The sequence below is a fragment of the Leptospira yanagawae serovar Saopaulo str. Sao Paulo = ATCC 700523 genome, assembly GCF_000332475.2.
GTDB lineage: Bacteria > Spirochaetota > Leptospiria > Leptospirales > Leptospiraceae > Leptospira_A > Leptospira_A yanagawae.
The window spans coordinates 80,687-98,252 of the sequence record NZ_AOGX02000015.1 but is presented as its reverse complement, the minus strand read 5'-3'; the positions used below and the strand labels follow the sequence as shown (position 1 = coordinate 98,252).

The 17,566-nt window shown below is 36.3% G+C and carries 25 protein-coding genes; 14 read left to right on the top strand and 11 right to left on the bottom strand.

Features of this window, described 5'->3' with window-relative positions:
- The first annotated feature begins 60 nt into the window (after window positions 1-60).
- From LEP1GSC202_RS04065 to LEP1GSC202_RS04055, 3 genes are all read left to right on the top strand, one after another.
- Window positions 61-441 (top strand): DUF1801 domain-containing protein, encoded by a 381-nt coding sequence (locus tag LEP1GSC202_RS04065; protein ID WP_015676463.1) that lies wholly within the window; start codon window positions 61-63, stop codon window positions 439-441.
- Window positions 442-505: 64 nt separating this feature from the next.
- The gene (locus tag LEP1GSC202_RS04060; RefSeq protein ID WP_015675631.1) at window positions 506-772 is read left to right on the top strand and encodes a transposase; all 267 of its coding nucleotides are present in this window, start codon (window positions 506-508) and stop codon (window positions 770-772) included.
- A complete protein-coding gene (locus LEP1GSC202_RS04055) occupies window positions 769-1,572 on the top strand; it encodes an IS3 family transposase (RefSeq protein ID WP_015675630.1) in 804 nt (267 codons plus the stop codon). Before LEP1GSC202_RS04060 ends, LEP1GSC202_RS04055 begins: the two co-directional genes overlap by 4 nt.
- A gap of 246 nt (window positions 1,573-1,818) precedes the next feature.
- Here LEP1GSC202_RS04055 and LEP1GSC202_RS04050 read toward each other — a convergent pair whose 3' ends face one another.
- Window positions 1,819-2,418 carry a TetR/AcrR family transcriptional regulator gene (locus LEP1GSC202_RS04050; RefSeq protein ID WP_015676869.1) on the bottom strand — a complete coding sequence of 200 codons (600 nt, stop codon included), beginning with the start codon at window positions 2,416-2,418 and terminating at the stop codon, window positions 1,819-1,821.
- 73 nt (window positions 2,419-2,491) lie between these two features.
- Here LEP1GSC202_RS04050 and LEP1GSC202_RS04045 point away from each other — a divergent pair, with 73 nt between their 5' ends.
- The 4 genes from LEP1GSC202_RS04045 to LEP1GSC202_RS04030 all read left to right on the top strand — a co-directional run bounded on the left by LEP1GSC202_RS04045 (window position 2,492) and on the right by LEP1GSC202_RS04030 (window position 4,971).
- On the top strand, window positions 2,492-3,505 hold the full coding sequence (locus LEP1GSC202_RS04045) for an alpha/beta hydrolase (RefSeq protein ID WP_015677070.1): 1,014 nt from the start codon (window positions 2,492-2,494) through the stop codon (window positions 3,503-3,505).
- 70 nt (window positions 3,506-3,575) lie between these two features.
- Window positions 3,576-3,932, top strand: coding sequence for a DUF3147 family protein (locus tag LEP1GSC202_RS04040; protein WP_039928540.1), 357 nt, complete (start codon window positions 3,576-3,578; stop codon window positions 3,930-3,932).
- A gap of 57 nt (window positions 3,933-3,989) precedes the next feature.
- Window positions 3,990-4,454 carry a hypothetical protein gene (locus tag LEP1GSC202_RS04035; protein ID WP_015676881.1) on the top strand — a complete coding sequence of 155 codons (465 nt, stop codon included), beginning with the start codon at window positions 3,990-3,992 and terminating at the stop codon, window positions 4,452-4,454.
- 121 nt (window positions 4,455-4,575) lie between these two features.
- A complete protein-coding gene (locus LEP1GSC202_RS04030; protein WP_015676476.1) occupies window positions 4,576-4,971 on the top strand; it encodes a DUF3703 domain-containing protein in 396 nt (131 codons plus the stop codon).
- 80 nt (window positions 4,972-5,051) lie between these two features.
- Here the strand turns inward: LEP1GSC202_RS04030 and LEP1GSC202_RS04025 are convergent, their stop codons facing one another.
- The gene (locus LEP1GSC202_RS04025) at window positions 5,052-5,648 is read right to left on the bottom strand and encodes a class I SAM-dependent methyltransferase (RefSeq protein WP_015677404.1); all 597 of its coding nucleotides are present in this window, start codon (window positions 5,646-5,648) and stop codon (window positions 5,052-5,054) included.
- A gap of 98 nt (window positions 5,649-5,746) precedes the next feature.
- On the opposite strand from LEP1GSC202_RS04025, the gene LEP1GSC202_RS04020 reads away from it, so the two are divergent.
- Both LEP1GSC202_RS04020 and LEP1GSC202_RS04015 read left to right on the top strand, forming a co-directional pair.
- Window positions 5,747-7,360 carry a fumarate hydratase gene (locus LEP1GSC202_RS04020; RefSeq protein WP_015676804.1) on the top strand — a complete coding sequence of 538 codons (1,614 nt, stop codon included), beginning with the start codon at window positions 5,747-5,749 and terminating at the stop codon, window positions 7,358-7,360.
- Window positions 7,361-7,567: 207 nt separating this feature from the next.
- Window positions 7,568-8,500, top strand: coding sequence for an SH3 domain-containing protein (locus tag LEP1GSC202_RS04015; RefSeq protein WP_015676829.1), 933 nt, complete (start codon window positions 7,568-7,570; stop codon window positions 8,498-8,500).
- Between the two features lie 49 nt (window positions 8,501-8,549).
- Here the strand turns inward: LEP1GSC202_RS04015 and LEP1GSC202_RS04010 are convergent, their stop codons facing one another.
- Both LEP1GSC202_RS04010 and LEP1GSC202_RS04005 read right to left on the bottom strand, forming a co-directional pair.
- The gene (locus LEP1GSC202_RS04010; protein ID WP_015677206.1) at window positions 8,550-9,605 is read right to left on the bottom strand and encodes an SH3 domain-containing protein; all 1,056 of its coding nucleotides are present in this window, start codon (window positions 9,603-9,605) and stop codon (window positions 8,550-8,552) included.
- Window positions 9,606-9,692: 87 nt separating this feature from the next.
- Window positions 9,693-10,469 carry a glycosyl hydrolase family 18 protein gene (locus LEP1GSC202_RS04005; RefSeq protein ID WP_015676578.1) on the bottom strand — a complete coding sequence of 259 codons (777 nt, stop codon included), beginning with the start codon at window positions 10,467-10,469 and terminating at the stop codon, window positions 9,693-9,695.
- Here LEP1GSC202_RS04005 and LEP1GSC202_RS04000 point away from each other — a divergent pair.
- Both LEP1GSC202_RS04000 and LEP1GSC202_RS03995 read left to right on the top strand, forming a co-directional pair.
- Window positions 10,459-10,902: a Rossmann-fold NAD(P)-binding domain-containing protein gene (locus LEP1GSC202_RS04000; RefSeq protein WP_015676878.1), complete on the top strand. Its 444-nt coding sequence runs from the start codon at window positions 10,459-10,461 to the stop codon at window positions 10,900-10,902. The two genes, LEP1GSC202_RS04005 and LEP1GSC202_RS04000, sit on opposite strands and share 11 nt — an antisense overlap.
- 10 nt (window positions 10,903-10,912) lie before the next feature.
- Entirely contained in the window at window positions 10,913-11,158 is a 246-nt protein-coding gene (locus tag LEP1GSC202_RS03995) for a hypothetical protein (protein WP_015676355.1), read from the top strand.
- A 50-nt stretch (window positions 11,159-11,208) separates the two neighbouring features.
- On the opposite strand, the gene LEP1GSC202_RS03990 is transcribed toward LEP1GSC202_RS03995, so the two are convergent.
- Together LEP1GSC202_RS03990 and LEP1GSC202_RS03985 are read right to left on the bottom strand one after the other, a co-directional pair.
- Window positions 11,209-11,964, bottom strand: a complete 756-nt coding sequence (locus tag LEP1GSC202_RS03990; protein ID WP_244147688.1) for an IS3 family transposase — start codon at window positions 11,962-11,964, stop codon at window positions 11,209-11,211.
- Between the two features lie 47 nt (window positions 11,965-12,011).
- The gene (locus tag LEP1GSC202_RS03985; protein WP_015676611.1) at window positions 12,012-12,278 is read right to left on the bottom strand and encodes a transposase; all 267 of its coding nucleotides are present in this window, start codon (window positions 12,276-12,278) and stop codon (window positions 12,012-12,014) included.
- An 11-nt stretch (window positions 12,279-12,289) separates the two neighbouring features.
- Here LEP1GSC202_RS03985 and LEP1GSC202_RS20425 point away from each other — a divergent pair, with 11 nt between their 5' ends.
- Window positions 12,290-12,922: a DUF4785 family immunoglobulin-like domain-containing protein gene (locus tag LEP1GSC202_RS20425; RefSeq protein WP_341830639.1), complete on the top strand. Its 633-nt coding sequence runs from the start codon at window positions 12,290-12,292 to the stop codon at window positions 12,920-12,922.
- Here LEP1GSC202_RS20425 and LEP1GSC202_RS03975 read toward each other — a convergent pair.
- Complete coding sequence (locus LEP1GSC202_RS03975) at window positions 12,919-13,251, bottom strand: DUF2878 family protein (protein ID WP_051125284.1); 333 nt, start codon at window positions 13,249-13,251, stop codon at window positions 12,919-12,921. The genes LEP1GSC202_RS20425 and LEP1GSC202_RS03975 overlap by 4 nt on opposite strands.
- A 161-nt stretch (window positions 13,252-13,412) precedes the next feature.
- On the opposite strand from LEP1GSC202_RS03975, the gene LEP1GSC202_RS03970 reads away from it, so the two are divergent.
- Window positions 13,413-13,841 carry an ATP-binding protein gene (locus LEP1GSC202_RS03970; protein WP_015676502.1) on the top strand — a complete coding sequence of 143 codons (429 nt, stop codon included), beginning with the start codon at window positions 13,413-13,415 and terminating at the stop codon, window positions 13,839-13,841.
- 87 nt (window positions 13,842-13,928) lie between these two features.
- Here the strand turns inward: LEP1GSC202_RS03970 and LEP1GSC202_RS03965 are convergent, their stop codons facing one another.
- The 4 genes from LEP1GSC202_RS03965 to LEP1GSC202_RS03950 all read right to left on the bottom strand — a co-directional run bounded on the left by LEP1GSC202_RS03965 (window position 13,929) and on the right by LEP1GSC202_RS03950 (window position 15,782).
- Window positions 13,929-14,300, bottom strand: a complete 372-nt coding sequence (locus tag LEP1GSC202_RS03965) for a type II toxin-antitoxin system VapC family toxin (protein WP_015677264.1) — start codon at window positions 14,298-14,300, stop codon at window positions 13,929-13,931.
- Window positions 14,297-14,503 carry an AbrB/MazE/SpoVT family DNA-binding domain-containing protein gene (locus LEP1GSC202_RS03960; RefSeq protein WP_015676399.1) on the bottom strand — a complete coding sequence of 69 codons (207 nt, stop codon included), beginning with the start codon at window positions 14,501-14,503 and terminating at the stop codon, window positions 14,297-14,299. The genes LEP1GSC202_RS03965 and LEP1GSC202_RS03960 overlap by 4 nt, the downstream gene beginning before the upstream one ends.
- Window positions 14,504-14,771: 268 nt before the next feature.
- Window positions 14,772-15,035 (bottom strand): RNA recognition motif domain-containing protein, encoded by a 264-nt coding sequence (locus tag LEP1GSC202_RS03955; RefSeq protein WP_039928132.1) that lies wholly within the window; start codon window positions 15,033-15,035, stop codon window positions 14,772-14,774.
- Window positions 15,036-15,290: 255 nt separating this feature from the next.
- Window positions 15,291-15,782 (bottom strand): FKBP-type peptidyl-prolyl cis-trans isomerase, encoded by a 492-nt coding sequence (locus tag LEP1GSC202_RS03950; RefSeq protein WP_012390050.1) that lies wholly within the window; start codon window positions 15,780-15,782, stop codon window positions 15,291-15,293.
- Window positions 15,783-15,876: 94 nt separating this feature from the next.
- Between LEP1GSC202_RS03950 and LEP1GSC202_RS03945 the strand changes: the two genes are divergently transcribed.
- Complete coding sequence (locus tag LEP1GSC202_RS03945) at window positions 15,877-17,553, top strand: Na/Pi cotransporter family protein (RefSeq protein ID WP_015676957.1); 1,677 nt, start codon at window positions 15,877-15,879, stop codon at window positions 17,551-17,553.
- Window positions 17,554-17,566: the final 13 nt, after the last annotated feature.

Below are 17,566 nucleotides of genomic sequence, written 5' to 3'. Positions count from 1 at the left end.
TAAGCATTCAAGTATTTAGGTACAGAAATATTAAATTTGGAACAATTAGATTGTCAGACCATGCCAAACACAGTCGATGAATACATCCAATCCTTACCAGACGATCTAAGAGAATCATTTTCCAAACTTCGGAACTTTGTTAAAAAAAATCTCCCCAAAGGTTTTGAAGAAACATTTCAATACAATATGATTGGTTATGTGGTTCCAAAAAAAATGTACCCTGCCGGTTATCATGTAACACCTGAACTTGCACTTCCTTTCCTCCATATTGCTTCCCAAAAGAATGGCCTTGCCCTCTATCATATGGGAATTTATTCCGATCCAAAATTACTCCAATGGTTCCAAACGGAATACCCAAAACATTGTAAAACAAAATTGGATATGGGGAAAAGTTGCATTCGATTCAAGAAAATAGAAGACATTCCATGGAAACTAATCTGACCTGCTCCCCAAAAACTGCACCGATATTTAAGTTAGTTTTCTCCGATATTAAGGAGAGAGCATTATGGCAAGAAAGAAGATAGAAGAAAGCGAGATTTTTCGGATATTAAAGGAAGCAGAAACAGGTATTCCAATCAAGGAACTTTCACGAAAATACGGAATCACTGAACAAACATTTTATCGCTGGCGTAACAAGTATGGAGGAATGGAGCTTAGCGAAATCAAGAAGATGAAGGCACTCGAGCAGGAAAATTCAAATCTCAAAAGATTGGTAGCTGACATGGCTCTCGAAATCCAAGCAATTAAGAATGTTTTGGGAAAAAAGTTTTGAGCAGATCAACGAAGGAGAGAGCAGTTGATCTGCTAGTTGAAGAGGGACTTTCTCTAAACAGAAGCCTAGATGTTGTTCTTCTTCCTAAATCAAGTTATTATTATCAGCCGAAAGCTATTGATGAAGAGACAATGAACGAAATTCGAAGACTTGCTTTTCGATGGAAACGGGAAGGCTATCGACGAATTTACCGAAGGTTAAGAAGGTCGGGTAGGACAATCAATCATAAGAAAGTATATCGACTATATTGCTTAGAAGGGCTTAAAATAAGGACAAAACCGAAGCGAAAGAAAAGAAATGCATCATCACAGCAACTACCATTGCCTAAGAATTCAAACGAAGTTTGGTCAATGGACTTTGTTTTCGAACGGACGATTGATGGAAGAAAGCAAAGAATTTTAACAGGTATTGATCATTTAACAAGAGAGAATACCATACTTCAGGCAGAGTTTACTTTTTCGTCAGAAAAGTTGATCAGATATTTAAACACCCTCGAAAGACTTCCAAGAGCATTTGTTTTGGATAATGGAACAGAATTTACATCCAAAGACTTCCAGAAATGGGCAGAAGATAAGGGGATAGAAATTCACTTTATTGAAAAAGGAAAACCAACACAAAATGCATTTATAGAAAGTTTCAATGGTAAACTTAGAGATGAGTGTTTGAATCTACACTACTTTAAAAATCAAAGAGAGTTAACCGATGCTTTGCGAATTTTCCAAAAGGAATACAACGACGAGCGTCTTCACTCTTCATTGAATTACTTGACTCCTTCAGAGTTTAAGCGATCTTATGGTTGAAATGTTTAGAGAAAACTAACTTATCCATTGGTACTGAAAATGGGGGCAGGTCAAATCGAGGAACTTGTTTCCAGAATGGGTCCAAAAGAGTGGATCGATCTATATGAAAAGAATTTGAAGAAGTCAAAAGAAAAAAGTAAAAAAGGAAAATAGAATTCTATCAAAATTTAAAAGATGACACCTTGCAGATGTATGATGTTCAAAAATTGACATCGTTTTCGTCAAAGAATAAAAAGGATGATACTCTTAATTTTGTTTTTGGCTTCCAACATCTAAAAATGATGGTAAACCTTGAGTTGATAATTTTGTAAAAAAATCGGAGACCAATTCTGAATCAAAGTCGATCCCAGATAAAACTAAGTTACGAATTAAGTTCCAAAAGGCTCCTGCTAAGTATTGATTCACAAATTGGTAAGGTGGGAATTTCTCTTTATAAAGTTTTCTTAATGGTTCGTGTGTTCGATACGATTCTTCTGTGATAAAATCTAAAATTCGATAGGTAACGGATGCCGGAATTGAATTTTGAAATAACATTTTGTAAAATTGAATATTGGCTTTCGTGTTTTCTAATGCATAGTAAGTCAATGAACGTCCATTGGCTAGTAAAGTTTTTGGATCTACCGTAGGTGATTCTGATTCCATTTTTCTATAGAAATCAATATAAGTTCGATATAGAATATCCTCTTTATCAACAAAATAATGATAAAAATTAACACGCGTCATACCTGCTCGTTTTGCAATGTTTTCTATACTGATTTTTTCGTATGGAGTGACTAAGAAAATTTCGTGGAAGGTGCGAATTAATTTTTCGTAGGATTCCGAAATTTTGTCTTTTTTATTATACATCTGTAAAATATTATCTCCTTGAAATGGTGAATAAAGTTTCGACATTCACAGATACATATTTCAGTTTACGTCTATGAAATTCATCAACCTTTTAAACGTATTTGGACTTGGATTTACTTTGATCACCTGTTCCTCTTCCTTGGAAAAACCTAAAAGTTATGCGGAGATCTCCTATTGGCATAGATACCAACATTTCCTTCCAGATGATCTAAGATTTAGAAAATACAATTTACCAACTGAAGAATATTTTGAGTCGCAAGGATATCAGATTCATTTGGATCGGTATCCGAAAAAAGATGCTAAGTGTAAAATTTTATTAATTCATGGAGGAGGAGGGAACGGTCGTATCCTAGGTACTTTGGCTATCGGTTTGGAACATTTAGGATGTGAATGGTTGGCACCTGACCTCCCTGGATTTGGCCTCACGAAAATCCCATCTGACAAAGCTTTTGTTCCTTATCAGGATTGGGTTTTCGTATTGAACGATTTGATCCAAAAAGAAAAAAATCCAAATCAAAAAATCATTCTATTTGGACTTAGTATAGGAGGAATGCTTGCCTATCATACAGCTTCCGAAAACGGAGAAGTGGATGGCCTTATAGCGACCACGTTAGTTGATCCGAGAGAATCAGATGTACGAGATGCAATTTCATCCAATTGGTTTTTGAGTCGCATTGGAATGCCACTAAATTCGTTTTTTTCCTTTGCCACAAATAGGATGTATTTCCCAATCAAGTGGTTTAGCAAAATGGAATTCATTACAAATGATCCGAACTTTTCGAAAGTATTTTCCAATGATCCTTATGCAGGTGGTTCTAAAGTAAGTCTGGGTTTTTTAAATACATTCCTCAATTACAAACCTAAAATCGAACCAGAAACTTTTCGAGTCTGTCCTGTTTTACTTGCTCATCCAAGTATCGATCCATGGACACCAACTCATTTGAGTAAACGGTTTTTTGATAAAATTCCAGCAACGAAAGAATTCGTCTTACTTGTCGGAGCAGGTCACTTTCCTTACGAGGAGCCTGGTGTCAGTTTGCTGAAAGAATCTGTTACAAAATTCCTCTCAGATTTAAAAATAAAATAAAGAGATCTGATTTTGTGTATGAAATCTTTTTGTGATTTTAAAATGGATGATAAATTTGAAAATGAATCCCTTGGTATATTTGATTTTTAAATACCTAATCACAGCAGCTCTTGTTGTGCTTATTTCGGAAGTGGCAAAACGAAATGACCGATTGGGAAGTCTTATTGCTTCCCTTCCGTTGATCACTATCCTAACACTCATTTGGTTAAAAGTTGAAAATGCATCGGATCAAAAGATTTCAAACCATGCGTATTATACGTTTTGGTTTGTTTTGCCAACATTGCCGATGTTTTTGATTTTCCCAAAACTGAATCCACTGATTGGTTTTTGGTTGGCACTTTTTGTCAGTATCATTCTTACATTTGTTTTGTTTTATTTATTCCAATTGGTCCTCGGTCGATTGGGGATTCATTTATTTTCATCATAAGGCAATCTGAAAATACTAAGTTTGATTTGGAATCTGTCCCAATTGAGTCTAAGTCATATGCAAGTTGAATTTTATACAAAATGGGAAAAGGACTCAAATTTAATCACCACAAGGTTATCAGGCGCCATTACAGAAGCAGATGCAATCGCATGGGAAAAGGATCTGACCCAAGTGTTACAAGCGCTACCGGAGGGGATCAAATTTAAAATATTTGTCAACTTTTTTGAATTGAATCCAAGTTCTGTCAGTGCGCACAAAGCATACCGAAATGTGATGCCACTTCTTTTGAGTGAATATGGTTGGAGGATCGGTTATTTGGATTTATTTGAGGAGGCCAATGGTTTAAAAATTACTTCCAATAAAGATATTCAATGTTATGCGGCAGTTCATTGTCATCATGATAGCTACAAAATACAAGAATATGAAAAACGATTCGGAAAAGACAATGAACATTTTTATGATGATCCAATTGTATCAGAAGAATGGATTCGAAATTTTCAAATGTTAGATCCCGTTAGGTGAAACATACTTCGGAATTTCTTATTTAAAACTTTGAAAAATTGCTAGAATATTCATGATGATCCGTCTACAATAATTTGAATTTTGAAATATTAGGAATCCAAGAAACGAGATAGGAACCATCATGAAACTAAATTTAAAAATGCCAAATGATCTAAAGTTTGCTTATCAAAACGAACTAAAAAAATACAAAGAAGCTCTAGCACATAATAACGATTCGTTGGCATGGCATCATTTGGAGCGAGCCCATATCATTGGACAATACCATCCAGTTTCACATACGGGTGTCCATTTCCGGATGTTTGTTTTTGGAATCAGAAAGTTCGATTTCAATGAAATTTTAGGACAATTTGTGCGAATGAGTTTTGGTTGGATTGGGAGTCTATTCAATCGGATCCCAGTGGGAAATACTGGCAGTGCAACTGTACCTATTTTTGCTCCCATGCCGATTCCAGAAGATTTAAAATCACTATTATGGAATGCGGACACAGATGCAAAAGGATTATCTGGCTTTAAATAGTAAACAATATCTGCCTTGCTTCAATCCTTCTGAAGCTCATAGATTCGCATAAGATTCATTAGACGAATTTTATCAATTTGTTATTTTTCAGCTACTAAAAGAAAGAACGATGCGTCCTCATTCATAAATACTTTTTTCTCTTCCAAAACGGTGGAAGACGAAACGTTTCGGAATCCAATTTTTATCATTAATTCCTGTAAGTTTTTCTGATTAAAACCATTGTGAACTTTTGGGTGGGAAACTCTTTCGTTTTTATCAAAGTCCACAAGAAATAGTTTTCCACCTGGTTTGAGTAAACCATACAGAAACCTTAGGATTTTTTCTGTATCGGGAATATGCAATAGTACGAGTGACAAAAGGATCTCATCCACTGGCAGAACCTTTGATCCAGACAAATCACTTACGGCCATTGTTTTTGCATTTAGAATCCCATTTGTTTTGATTTTGGATTGCAACACTTCTAACATCACAGATGAGTCATCAACAAAGATCACTTCATTGTAATGTGCAGTGAGAGGGATTCCGAGTAGTCCTGTCCCACATCCGAAATCAAGTAAGGTTTTCTTTTGGCCAAGTGACAGAGTTGGGTATAATGTTTCTAATATGCGCCGAGCAAGTTGGATTCTATCCTCTGTATCATATTGATTTGCAATTTGATTGAAAACATTTGGTTCCATTTGGAATCAGCAAAACACAATCCCGTCCTATTGTCGTGAAAAATTCATTTACGAAAGAAGGATTCCCAAGAGATTAGAAGTACAAATTAGAGGTTTCTATGCCAGAATTCTTTTACGCCGATCCCTTCCCACTCACACAAGACACTACCGAATACAAACTTTTGACAAAAGATTATGTCAGCACAGTCCCCTTTGGCGATAAAGAAATATTGAAAGTGGAACCAGAAGGCCTCACCTTCCTTGCAGAAAAAGCGATGGAGGATGTTTCCTTTTACCTACGAACGGCTCACTTGGAAAAGGTACGAAAAATTTTAGACGATCCTGAATCAACACCAAATGATCGTTTTGTGGCAATGGCATTACTAAAAAATGCAGTGATCGCTGCTGACAAACAATTGCCATCCTGCCAAGACACAGGAACAGGCATTGTCATGGCAAAAAAAGGTGAGTATGTCATTACAGGCGGAGATGACTCTGAAGCACTTTCCAAAGGAATTTATAATACTTATGTGAATAGAAATTTACGTTATTCACAAGTCGTTCCTTTGACTATGTATGAAGAGGTTAACTCTGGATCCAACTTACCCGCTCAAATTGATATCTATTCCACACCTGGTGATAAATATAGTTTTCTTTTTTTGGCGAAAGGTGGTGGGTCAGCAAACAAAACTTATCTCTTCCAAGAAACAAAAGCACTTCTCAATCCTACTTCTCTTGAAAAGTTTATCGCAGACAAAGTAGCCAATTTGGGAACAGCAGCATGTCCTCCTTACCATATCGCAGTTGTCATCGGTGGAACGTCAGCGGAATCCAATTTAAAAACCGTAAAACTAGCGTCAGCTGGATATTTGGACCATTTACCAACAAAAGGAGATAAGTTTGGTTCCGCATTCCGAGATACAGAGCTCGAAGCAAAAATGTTATTAGCGGCTCAAAAATCAGGGATAGGCGCACAGTTTGGTGGAAAGTATTTGGCACATGACTTTAAAGTGATTCGCCTTCCACGTCATGGAGCTTCTTGCCCTGTTGGTCTAGGTGTTAGTTGCAGTGCCGACCGTAACATCAAAGCGAAGATTACAAAAGATGGAATCTTTTTAGAAAAACTCGAATACGATCCAGCCAAATTTTTACCAACGATAGATGAAGTGGATTCGAATACTGAATCGGTTCACATTGATCTAAACCAACCGATGCCAGAAATTTTGAAAGTGCTGACCAAATATCCGGTAAAAACTCGAGTGATGCTTAGCGGTCGTTTGGTGGTCGCACGTGATATTGCCCATGCCAAACTCAAAGAAAAATTGGACAAAGGAGAACCCCTTCCCGATTATTTTAAAAACCATCCAGTGTATTATGCAGGCCCTGCGAAAACTCCTGAAGGTATGCCATCAGGTTCGTTTGGACCGACCACTGCTGGTCGAATGGATAGTTATGTTCCTGTTTTCCAAGAGAAGGGATTTTCGATGATCACTCTTGCGAAAGGCAATCGTTCCAAGGTTGTGACCGATAGTTGCAAAAAAAATGGTGGGTTTTATCTCGGATCCATCGGTGGCCCAGCTGCATTACTAGCTAAGGAAAACATCAAAAAGGTAGAAGTATTGGATTTTCCAGAACTTGGAATGGAAGCGGTTTGGTCCATCGACGTGGAAAATTTCCCGGCGTTCATTGTCGTTGATGATAAAGGGAATGACTTTTTCCAAATGTTGAATTAACATTCGTTCCAAACGCATGATAGGTGTAACGATCGAAATAAGATTCGATTGTTACACCGAGAAGCAATCAAATGCTTTTCATAAAACTTGAAAATCGAATCCTAATATCGAAAATCCATACGTTTGCTCTTCTGGATTAGATAGAGAAAGATACACATTCAATGTCTGCGAAGAAAAAGTTCCATCGTGAGGGAAGATTTTAAACAAATGAATCCATTTCAAAAAATCGCTATTTTTTTAATTTCCATTTTATTATTGAATGGAACATTCGTTTCCAATTCTGAATCCAACCAATGTCCAAAAAAATTCAAATGTTTGACGACATTTGTTGCACTCGGTTCGATTTTGTTGGCTCGTGAATTGGATTTATCAGTCAGCAAGAACTCTGGTCCAAAAGCTTTGGACCTAATCACAATACCTCTCAACGAAAATGGAAAAATCAAAGAAGTCAAAATAGCAGAGAATGTTTTTTATTACCAAGTGATTTGGAAAGGAAAAGAAATTCTGATAAGTCGGTTTGATTTAGATACAAGCAAAACTTTACGAACACTTAGCCAAAATCCAATCCAACTTTATAACGAACCAAATAGCAGTGCAAAAATTCTGATGAACATACCTGAAAACATACCGTTAGATGTATTAGAAAATACACACCCACTCACTCAAAATACTGGATATGTAAAGGTTAAATTTAATGAAAAGATTGGTTGGGTACATCGTACTTCATTAAGCGATGATGAGTTTGACATTCGTTTTTATAAAAAAAATCTCCATGAGCTTGTAAGCCCTTATCTTTTCCAAGTTAAGGAAAAAGATTTTAATACAGAATTAAAAATCATTGGGGAAGGATTTTCTGTCTTTTCCTGTAAGGTAGGAGAAGAAGAATGTTCTGCGAAATACCGAATGGGAGAGTCGAGTTTTGGAATGCCAGAAGAAGCAGTCTACTTTGATCTCTCGGTGAGTGGCGGGAAACAGTACGTTTGTGAAATGAGAAGAGTTGATTTTGTTGGTGAATTGCAGCGAGTGATCGATGATTCCATCACTGAGGATGAATTGGATCCATTTATCAATTGTAGTCTAAGTGAAAGTGCATCATTAGAAGAGGAAACTTCTGAAGAATCTTCTGGTGAAAATGAATGAGTCCTTTCCTTAGTGTCTTTGATTTCGAATGTTAAAAGTAAGTTCTTATTCATTTTTTCTTTCGATACCTATCAATTAGTTGATTGAACTCGTCTGTTTGGCTAAGTCCTTTTAAAAATTTTCCATCAGAATCCACTTTATAAAAGCTGGCATAATCTGTATAACCATGTTGTAATGATTTTTCAATGAAAGCTAATGCATTTTTTTTATCTCGTTTTGCTTTCCAATAATAATTGGCAAGGTTGGCATAAGAATATGAGTCACTAGGATCGCAATCAATGGATTTCATAAGAGTTGATTTTGCGAGTTCCCATTTTTCCAATAATAAATAATTCCATCCTAAAAGGGAATAGGAAATACAATCTTGTGCATTCAATTGTAAAGCCTGATTTAAGTCGGCACTTACTTTCTCATATTGTTTTCTTTCTAAATGGATACGCGATCGCAAATAATACGCATTATACGTCGGCCTATATTCGATGGATAGATTCAAATCATCCAAACTTTTATCCAATTCCTTTATGACTAAATACCCAAAACCTCGATTATTGAGTCCGATATAATTTTTGGGATCTAACGCGAGAGCTTTCGAATTGGCAGCGATTGATTTTTTATAGTAATTTGAATTGGAATAGGAAATGGCAGTGTTGAGAATGCAAAGGATGTCGTTTTGAATTGGGCAACGAGATTTTAGTTCAGTATCAATATCATACGTATCATCTTGAAAATATGTTATATCGGCAATTGATGAGGACACGCTATGAGCGAAAGGAGTATCAGATAAATAACCACTAAACATCCATCCTTCCAAATTTTTATATTTGGCTTTTACCCATTTTGCTTCGATGCCATCTATAAAATCGGTTGTGTTTGCATATTCTAATATATTTACTTTCTCACCATGAGGAACGAGTGTTACTTTTGGAAATTTTTTTCCTGGGTTTTCTCGCAAAAAAAGACCAGATTTGGCAGTGATATAACCAATATTTGAGTTTTTGTTTGCGATTGATTTACCATCCTTTCCTGTGGAACAATTCCAAATACAAAATGAAAGAACCAGAAAATAAGTGAATATACATTCGAATCGAATCAAAGATTTCTTCATAGGGGCGTTCCTTAGAAGGAAAAAAGTACCATTGATTCAGTTGGACGTCAAGGATTGTTTTTGATATGAAATGATTTTAATATTTGATTAAGGATCTAAATACTGAGTCCCAAATTCTTTTCTCCAATACGCAACACCAGAATATCCAAGTTCGATGCTGTTTTGTTCCCATTTTCGTAAAAAATAAGCGGTAGGTAAATAAATAACTTCATCCATATGATTGAATTTGACATAGTCGGTTTTTGCATTTTGAATTTCAGGTAAATGCATCCAATTTTGAATTGGTTTTACCTTTCCAAATTTTCCAGATTTCGATTTTGCATAACCATATAATGGCAGACCTAAATAAATTTTTTTACGAATGGAAGTGATTGAGATAAAATTTTGTTTGGATGTGTTGGGATTGGAATCATTTTCTGGTGGAATCAAATTTTTGTCGTTTGAAACCGATTTAGAATGAATCGATTTTGTTTGATTGAATTGGATCAATTCAGTTTCGATTGTTTTTAAATTGTAAGTGATCCAATCTGAGGAAGATACTGGCCCTTCTTTTGTTCTGGGGTTATGTTCATCGTATAACATTAAAATCCAATGATCGGAACAAGTAAATAATCTTTGTAAGTCGTAATAATTGTTTTGGTCAGGGTGATTCGGAGGGAAAATTGCGATTGAAAACATCCAATGGGATTTGAAATTTTTTATTCCGGTGAATAGCGAACAAACGAACGTAGAATATTCATTTTTTGTTTGGATCGGACTCATTTCCGCATCGAGGATCAATCCCGATAGATTTTTATAATTAGAAGATAAGTTCTGTAAAGAATTTTGAAATCGATGTAAAAATGATTCAGTTATGGTGAACATTGCAGCTTCCTCAGAAAAAATACCAAATTATTTGAAGGTAAACTTTGCGAACCATGAAGAAAATGATGTACGAATGGGAATGGCTGGTCACGGTCAGGCTCAACTGGCCAATGATTTATGGGTAGTGGAAGTTGCGAAACGTTACCATCTTTCAACCATTGGAATAGGACCAGGCATTGTAAAAACGAATATCCGAAGAGAAATTCCAAACTTTTTTGAATATTTAATTGCACCTTTTTTTACTTTTAAAACGAAAACTGCCAAGGAAGTTTCGAATGAATTGTGGAATGTCATTCAAAGGGAATCTCCAAAAAAAGGAAATCATCGATTTTATAAAGATCAGAAATTTTTTGATGGTGATCCATGGATTTTATCTGAAAAAAATCGTAACAATTTATGGAATTATGCAGAAGAAAAAATCAAATTTTTATGAGGTTATGCAAATGAGAAACATTCTGATTTATACGATTCTTTTTTTGGGATTTATCAATTCGGTTTCAGGTGAAGAAATTTCTTTTCCGAAAGGGCAAAGTTGTGTCGCTTGGAAGACAGACAAAACTCTAATCGTAGTAAACAAACAATCTCCAGTTGGTTTGAATTGTAAAATTGAATTAAAAATTGAGCAAAGTAAATTAGGATATAAATTTGAAGGGAAGTTTCCTATTTCCAATTTTAATAGCAATCAGTGACCTGCCCCCGTTTGTTGGACCAAATCTTAAGTTAGTAAAATCCTCATAACTCAATTTCCATACTTCGCTTTGAACTCTAAAGGAGTCAAATAATTTAAAGAGGAATGGAGACGTTCTTCATTGTAATCCTTTTGGAATTTAGAAAGTTCATTCTTTAGTTCATTCAAATCTCTACAGAAGCTCAATTGCAAACATTCAGATCTTAACTTACCATTGAAGCTTTCAACGAATGCATTCTGAGTTGGTTTACCAAGGTCAATATAGGATATACCGATATTATTCTTTGATAACCAATTGATAAAAACTCTAGAAGTGAATTCAGGACCATTGTCAGTTACAAACGATTTTGGAAGCGCAGGCAATGATTCTAAGAATCGAATTAATCTTTCAGAAGAAATGGAATAGTCTGCTGATAAAACAACATTTTCTCTTGTGCAAAGATCTACACCAGATAGAATTCTTGCCTTCCGACCATCTATTGTTCGCTCATGAAGAAAATCTATTGCCCAGACCTCATTCGGTTGAGTTGGAATTGGAATAGGTGTACTATCAGCTAATTTCCGTTTCTTCCTTGGTTTTGTCCTTATTTTTAAGCCTTCTCGCGAGTATAATCTGTATACTTTTTTATGATTGATTCTCCATCCAGCTTTACGCATGAATTTATAAATCATTCGATATCCTGCTCGCTTGCGTTTGAAGGCAAGTCTTCGGATTTCATTTACAACTATCTCATCTTCATTTTTCGGATTGAAGTAGTATGTAGACTTCGGAAAATCTAAGAGCTTCAGGCTTCGCCTTTTTGAAATACCTTCCTCGTTTAACAGATCGATCGCTCTTAATTTACTCGGTCTGTCTAAAACTTTTTTCCGAGTACGTTTTTAATTGCCTGTATTTCTAGAGCCATGTTTGCCACAATTTTCTTCAATTCTGAATTCTCTCGTTCAAGTTCTTTCATTTTTTGGATGTCACTTAATTCAAGACCTCCATATTGATTACGCCATCTATACAAAGTTTGCTCTGTAAAACCATATTTTCTTGATAATTCTTTGATCGTAACTCCAGATTCTGCTTCTTTTAGAATTTGGAATATCTTAGGTTCTTCTACTCTTTTCTTCGCCATGCTTTACTCCTATTTATCGGAGGAAAACTAACTTATCAAGTGGTCCAATTTTTGGGGGGCAGGTCACGACAAAGTTTCAAATATTATCTGACAAAAAGAATTATCTTTATTCCTTAACACATCATTTTTTTTCATCACCAGTAGCTCCTGCAAAATTTACTGGTAAATTTGATGATTATACAAAAGATGGATCACTTTTCATCGATTTTGAAATCAACGTAATCGAAAAAGGAAGATATACAATTGAGGCAAATCTATTAACCAATCAGGATGAACCAATTGCTTATGCTAGAAAAAATCAGAAATTGGAACAAGGAAAACAGAATGTTACTTTGATGTTTTTTGGAAAAGCGATTGTGAAACGAAGAGAGTCTGGCCCTTACAAAATAACTTTCCTGAGAGGAGAGTTGAATACTGATGTAATACAAGAAGACTTGTTATTAAAATCTCCAAATGAAGTAGATCGAATATTAAAATCAATTCATGATGATCGACCTAAAAAAAAGGTAATTCCATTATATACCGGCCCAATCGAGACAAAAGTATATTCTTTATCTGAATTTAGTGACAAACATTATGATTCAGAAGAAAAAAGAACTCGATTGAGCGAGTTAAATTTAATCAAAAATAATTTGGTACCTTAACTTGGTTGGTAAAAAGCCAAATAAGCTGCAAGGAGTCCTAAAAGTGGGAATACAAACCAAAGGATCTTTGCTGCTTTTTGATTTTTATACGCGAGAGTGAGAAGTCCACCAAACGCAAGCCAGATGAGAATCTTTGCGATAATCCAAACCGGAAGCGCAGAGTGAGAGATATCACGGAACTTCATCAGTCCAAATCCTGCAACAAGTAACAAAACCAACCCAACTCCATGAAAGATGGCAACATAGGTTTTGAATTTGTTATCCGATTTTTTCCCTCCATTGATTGAATAAAGGGTTACGCCACCCAAAGAAAAAAATAAAAGATACATTCCGAATATATGGATTAATTTATAAGCTTCGTATGACACAAATGACTCCTTGTAACTCTCACAATTCTTTCAAAACTTCGTTTTCCTTGCGAGAGTTTTCTCTAACCTTTCCCAAGAAAAAAACTAGGAATTCCCAGTGCTAAGATAATTCTTTGGAAGTTATGGAGTCTCTTTTCCTCAGTGAATCCCCATCCAAAACCCTGCTTCTACTACGAGGGATCCCTGGCTCAGGAAAAACCACTTTTGCCAAACAAATTTCAAATTCCAATGGCGCACCAATCTTTTCTATCGATTCCTATTTTGAAAATGAAAAGGGAGAGTATCAGTTTGATTACACCAAAAACCACTTGGCATACAAAGAATGTGAATCCAAAACAAAAGATGCTTTAGAAAAAGGAATTCCCTTTGTCATTGTCGATAACACGTTTACATTAGATTGGGAAATGAAACCTTACGAAGATTTGGCGAAAACATTCGGATATCTATGTTTTGTGATCACGGTAGAAAACAGACATGGAGGAAAAAACGTTCATCAAATTCCAGAGGAACAAATTGAAAAGATGAAAGCAAAGTTTAAAGTGGTTTTGTAATGAATTAGGGTAGGATGTTTATAAAGAGACGATGATCGTGGAACAATTGATGGGATTCCAATAACAAGTACTGGAAATATGATTTTTTTATTTTTCGAAAAACTTCACTCCCTGTAATCCACGGAAATCATTATCTTGTGTCCAGAGAATTGCGTTGTTCAATTGAGCAGTTGCATAAATGATGCTGTCTGCCATTGGAATTGACTTTTCAACGCTGATCTTTGCTGCGTAGATTGAAATTCTTGGGTCTAGGTTTATGACTTTGCCTTGTTGCATATGAGCTACAATTTTTAACGCAAAATCTTCTCCTTTTTCTTTATAGACTTTTTTAAAGATTTCAAATAAAGATAAACTTGGTACAATTAAGTTTTCTGTTTTTTCAATCGCTTCCGCAAAAAGATTCGCACGGTTAGTTCCGCTGAAATATTCTAACCATCCTGATGAATCTACGACATTCAAAATCGATCTCCTTCTCGATCAATTTTTGAATTGATTCCTGACAATGATCCTCTCAATTTTTTGATGGGTTCAATCGGAATGAGCTCCATTCGATTGCCAAAAGTGATGATTTCGAGTTTCATACCTACTTTCACACCGATTTGCTCGCGAACCTCTTTAGGAATCACTACCTGAAATTTTGGAGAGACTGTTACTTTTCCCATATCGATACTCCTCTCGTAATACTAAATGCTGATCGATTAAATGTCAAGGTGTTTGGATACGAAAAATGAGGTCATCATTGAAAAGAAACTGGCAAATTGATTGAGAAGGATATATCTATAAATCCTTTCAATTTAAAATTTTATAAACATCGATTTGGTTTAGAGAATTTGAAGAGAGTTGAATCAAAAAACGAAATAAAAATAATGGAAGGCAAAAAAAAACCGCCACTTAAACAGAGTTAAGCGACGGTCTTTTAACAAACTTGGATTATCTCCAGTTGTTTGTTTTAGGTTTTGCGATGTTTACTTTCATCTCACGGTTGAGTACATTTTTTCCGTTAAGATCTTTAATCGCGTTATCAGCTTCTTTTCCATCTTTCATTTCGATGAATCCGAAACCTTTAGAACGACCAGAGTACTGGTCAGTGATGATTTTTGCAGAAGTTACTGCTCCGTGTGCTCCGAAAAGCTCACTGAGTTTACCTTCAGTCATATCGTAAGAGAGGTTGCCAACGTAAATGTTTACTGACATAGTTTTTGTCCTGTTTGTTAAAGTTGACTCGGGAATTCTAGATTTACAATCGTCGGGACCCTAAAAGGGATTTTGGGTAAGAACTCCAGAAAAATGCAGGGAAAAACTTGGGAAAGCTACCAGCGTGCAAGCTTGAAAGGACTACTTCGGCGGTGAAAATCAACAATACTCTGAATCTTCTGTCAGTGTAATTACCCTTTCTAAAAAAAGCAATCTGAAAGAAGACCCAGAGGGAAAATAACGAAAGATTTCGTTTTAATGGTGGTGGTGTCCACCTGGACCATGTACGTGTCCATGTTGTTTTTCTTCATCGGTTGCTTCGCGAATCGATTTGATGGTAACATCAAAATGTAGGGTTTCGCCAGCTAACGGGTGATTGCCGTTCAAAATAACATCCGCGTCTCGAACTTCTTGGAGGTATAGAATCATTCTACCTTCTGGTGTGTCGGTTTGGAATTCCATTCCCACTTCGAGTTCCGCTTCGGCAGGGAGTTCTGTTTTGGGAACTTGGAAAATGAGGGCTTCGTTATATGTCCCATAACCTTCTTCAGGTGGTACTGTGACATTTTTGGAATCTCCGTTCACTAAACCTTCCAGTTCTTTTTCCAGTCCAGGGATGATATTTTGCCAGCCATGGAGGTATAATAGCGGTTCGTCTGATTGGTCCAGAGTCTCTCCCTGGGCGTTCTTTAGGTGATAGGAAAATCCTACAACCATTCCTTTGCTGATGGTTTTTGACATATTCATTACACTCTACATACGGAAAAAAATACTGCAACCGAATAAAAGGTTGGTACCATATTGTAATTAAAGAAATTGAACCCTGGAAATATCAATATCTATGAATTGGCCGTTACTCATTCAAGTTTTAGGTGGGCTCGGGATTTTCATCTATGGGATGAAATTACTCAGTGAGTCCTTACAACGTGTGGCAGGAGATAGGCTTCGTTCCTTTCTTTCGTCCATGACACGAAATCGTGTGTCTGCTGTGTTCAGCGGATTATTCATTACTTCAACCATCCAATCCAGTTCGGCAACCACCGTCCTTGTTGTTGGGTTTGTCAATGCGGGACTCATCTCCCTTGCGCAAGCCATCGGTGTGATTATGGGAGCAAACATTGGAACCACGATCACGGCATGGATTGTTTCCTTTTTAGGATTCAAATTCAACATTGCTTCGTTTGCCTTACCAGCCATCGCTCTTGGGGTCATCCTCCATTTCTCACGAAAAGAAAGTCGATCTGGTTGGGGAAGTTTCCTCATCGGATTTGGATTTTTGTTTTTGGGATTGGATTATCTCAAAACCTCCGTACCTGATAGCGCCAAAGACCCAGAGAGTTTTCTCTTTTTGCAACAATACACAAACATGGGTTTTAACTCCATCTTGTTGTTTGTTTTGATTGGAGCTTTGTTAACCATTGTGATCCAATCTTCTTCCGCATCAACGACGATCACCATCACACTTGCCTTCTCAGGTTATATCCCAATTGATGCAGCGTATGGAATGATCCTTGGTGAAAACATTGGAACTACAATCACTGCCAATTTAGCCGCCATTCCAGGAAATCGTAATGCGAAGAAAGCTGCCCTTGCCCATACATTGTTTAATGTGTTTGGTGTGGTTTGGGCACTCCTCTTTTTTAAAGTATTCACAGGGATTGTGGATGATTTGATTCCAGGGGATCCATTGACAGATAAGGAATCTACAAGGTTTCATATTTCTTTATTCCACACAATGTTTAATGTGACGAACACTCTCGTTCTCATTTGGTTTGTGAATACAATCTCCAAAGTGGTGAGTACGATTGTTGACGGTCTCGCCTCGAAAACAGGAAAAGACAAAGATAGCATCCGTTTGTTACAAGCAGGCACTGTGAAAACCACAGAACTTGCAATGGTAGAACTTGTAGAGTTCACAAAAAAAATCATCAGAGATACGTATGATTTTTTAAGACTCACAGAACAAATTTTACTGCAACCGTATGATGCGGCAAGGATAGGACAAGTCCTGAAAAAAGAAGAGGAACTTGACCAAGTACGAACAGAAGTTCTAACCTATCTGAACCAAGTACAAGAATCTGGAATCACCGGTAACTACGCAAAAGATGTGTTAGGGATTATGGAAAGGGTAAAGGCTGTGGAAGAGATGGGAGACAATTTTGCATCTATCGCGAGAAAAATTCGTAAGTCCCACAGACAAAAAATTTCCTTTGATAAAAACTTTTCCAATTCTGTGAAAGACCAAATGGATTTACTCAAACACCATTACGATATTCTACTTGTGAACTTGGAACAAAGTGAAACCTTTGATATCCTTGGAAACCCACAAGTTCGTAACCAGAGCCGTGAGTATAGGTTTCAAATGATTCGTTCCATCAAAAAGAATGAATCAAAAGTGAAAAAGAAAAAGTACCAGAAAAAAGAGAATCTGTTGCCGGCTCTTCTTTACCGTGATATTTCCAGAAACTTAGATAATATCTCAAGGTTGTTGAATGCAGCCATTTATGCGGACGTATAGTCCGTATTGATTT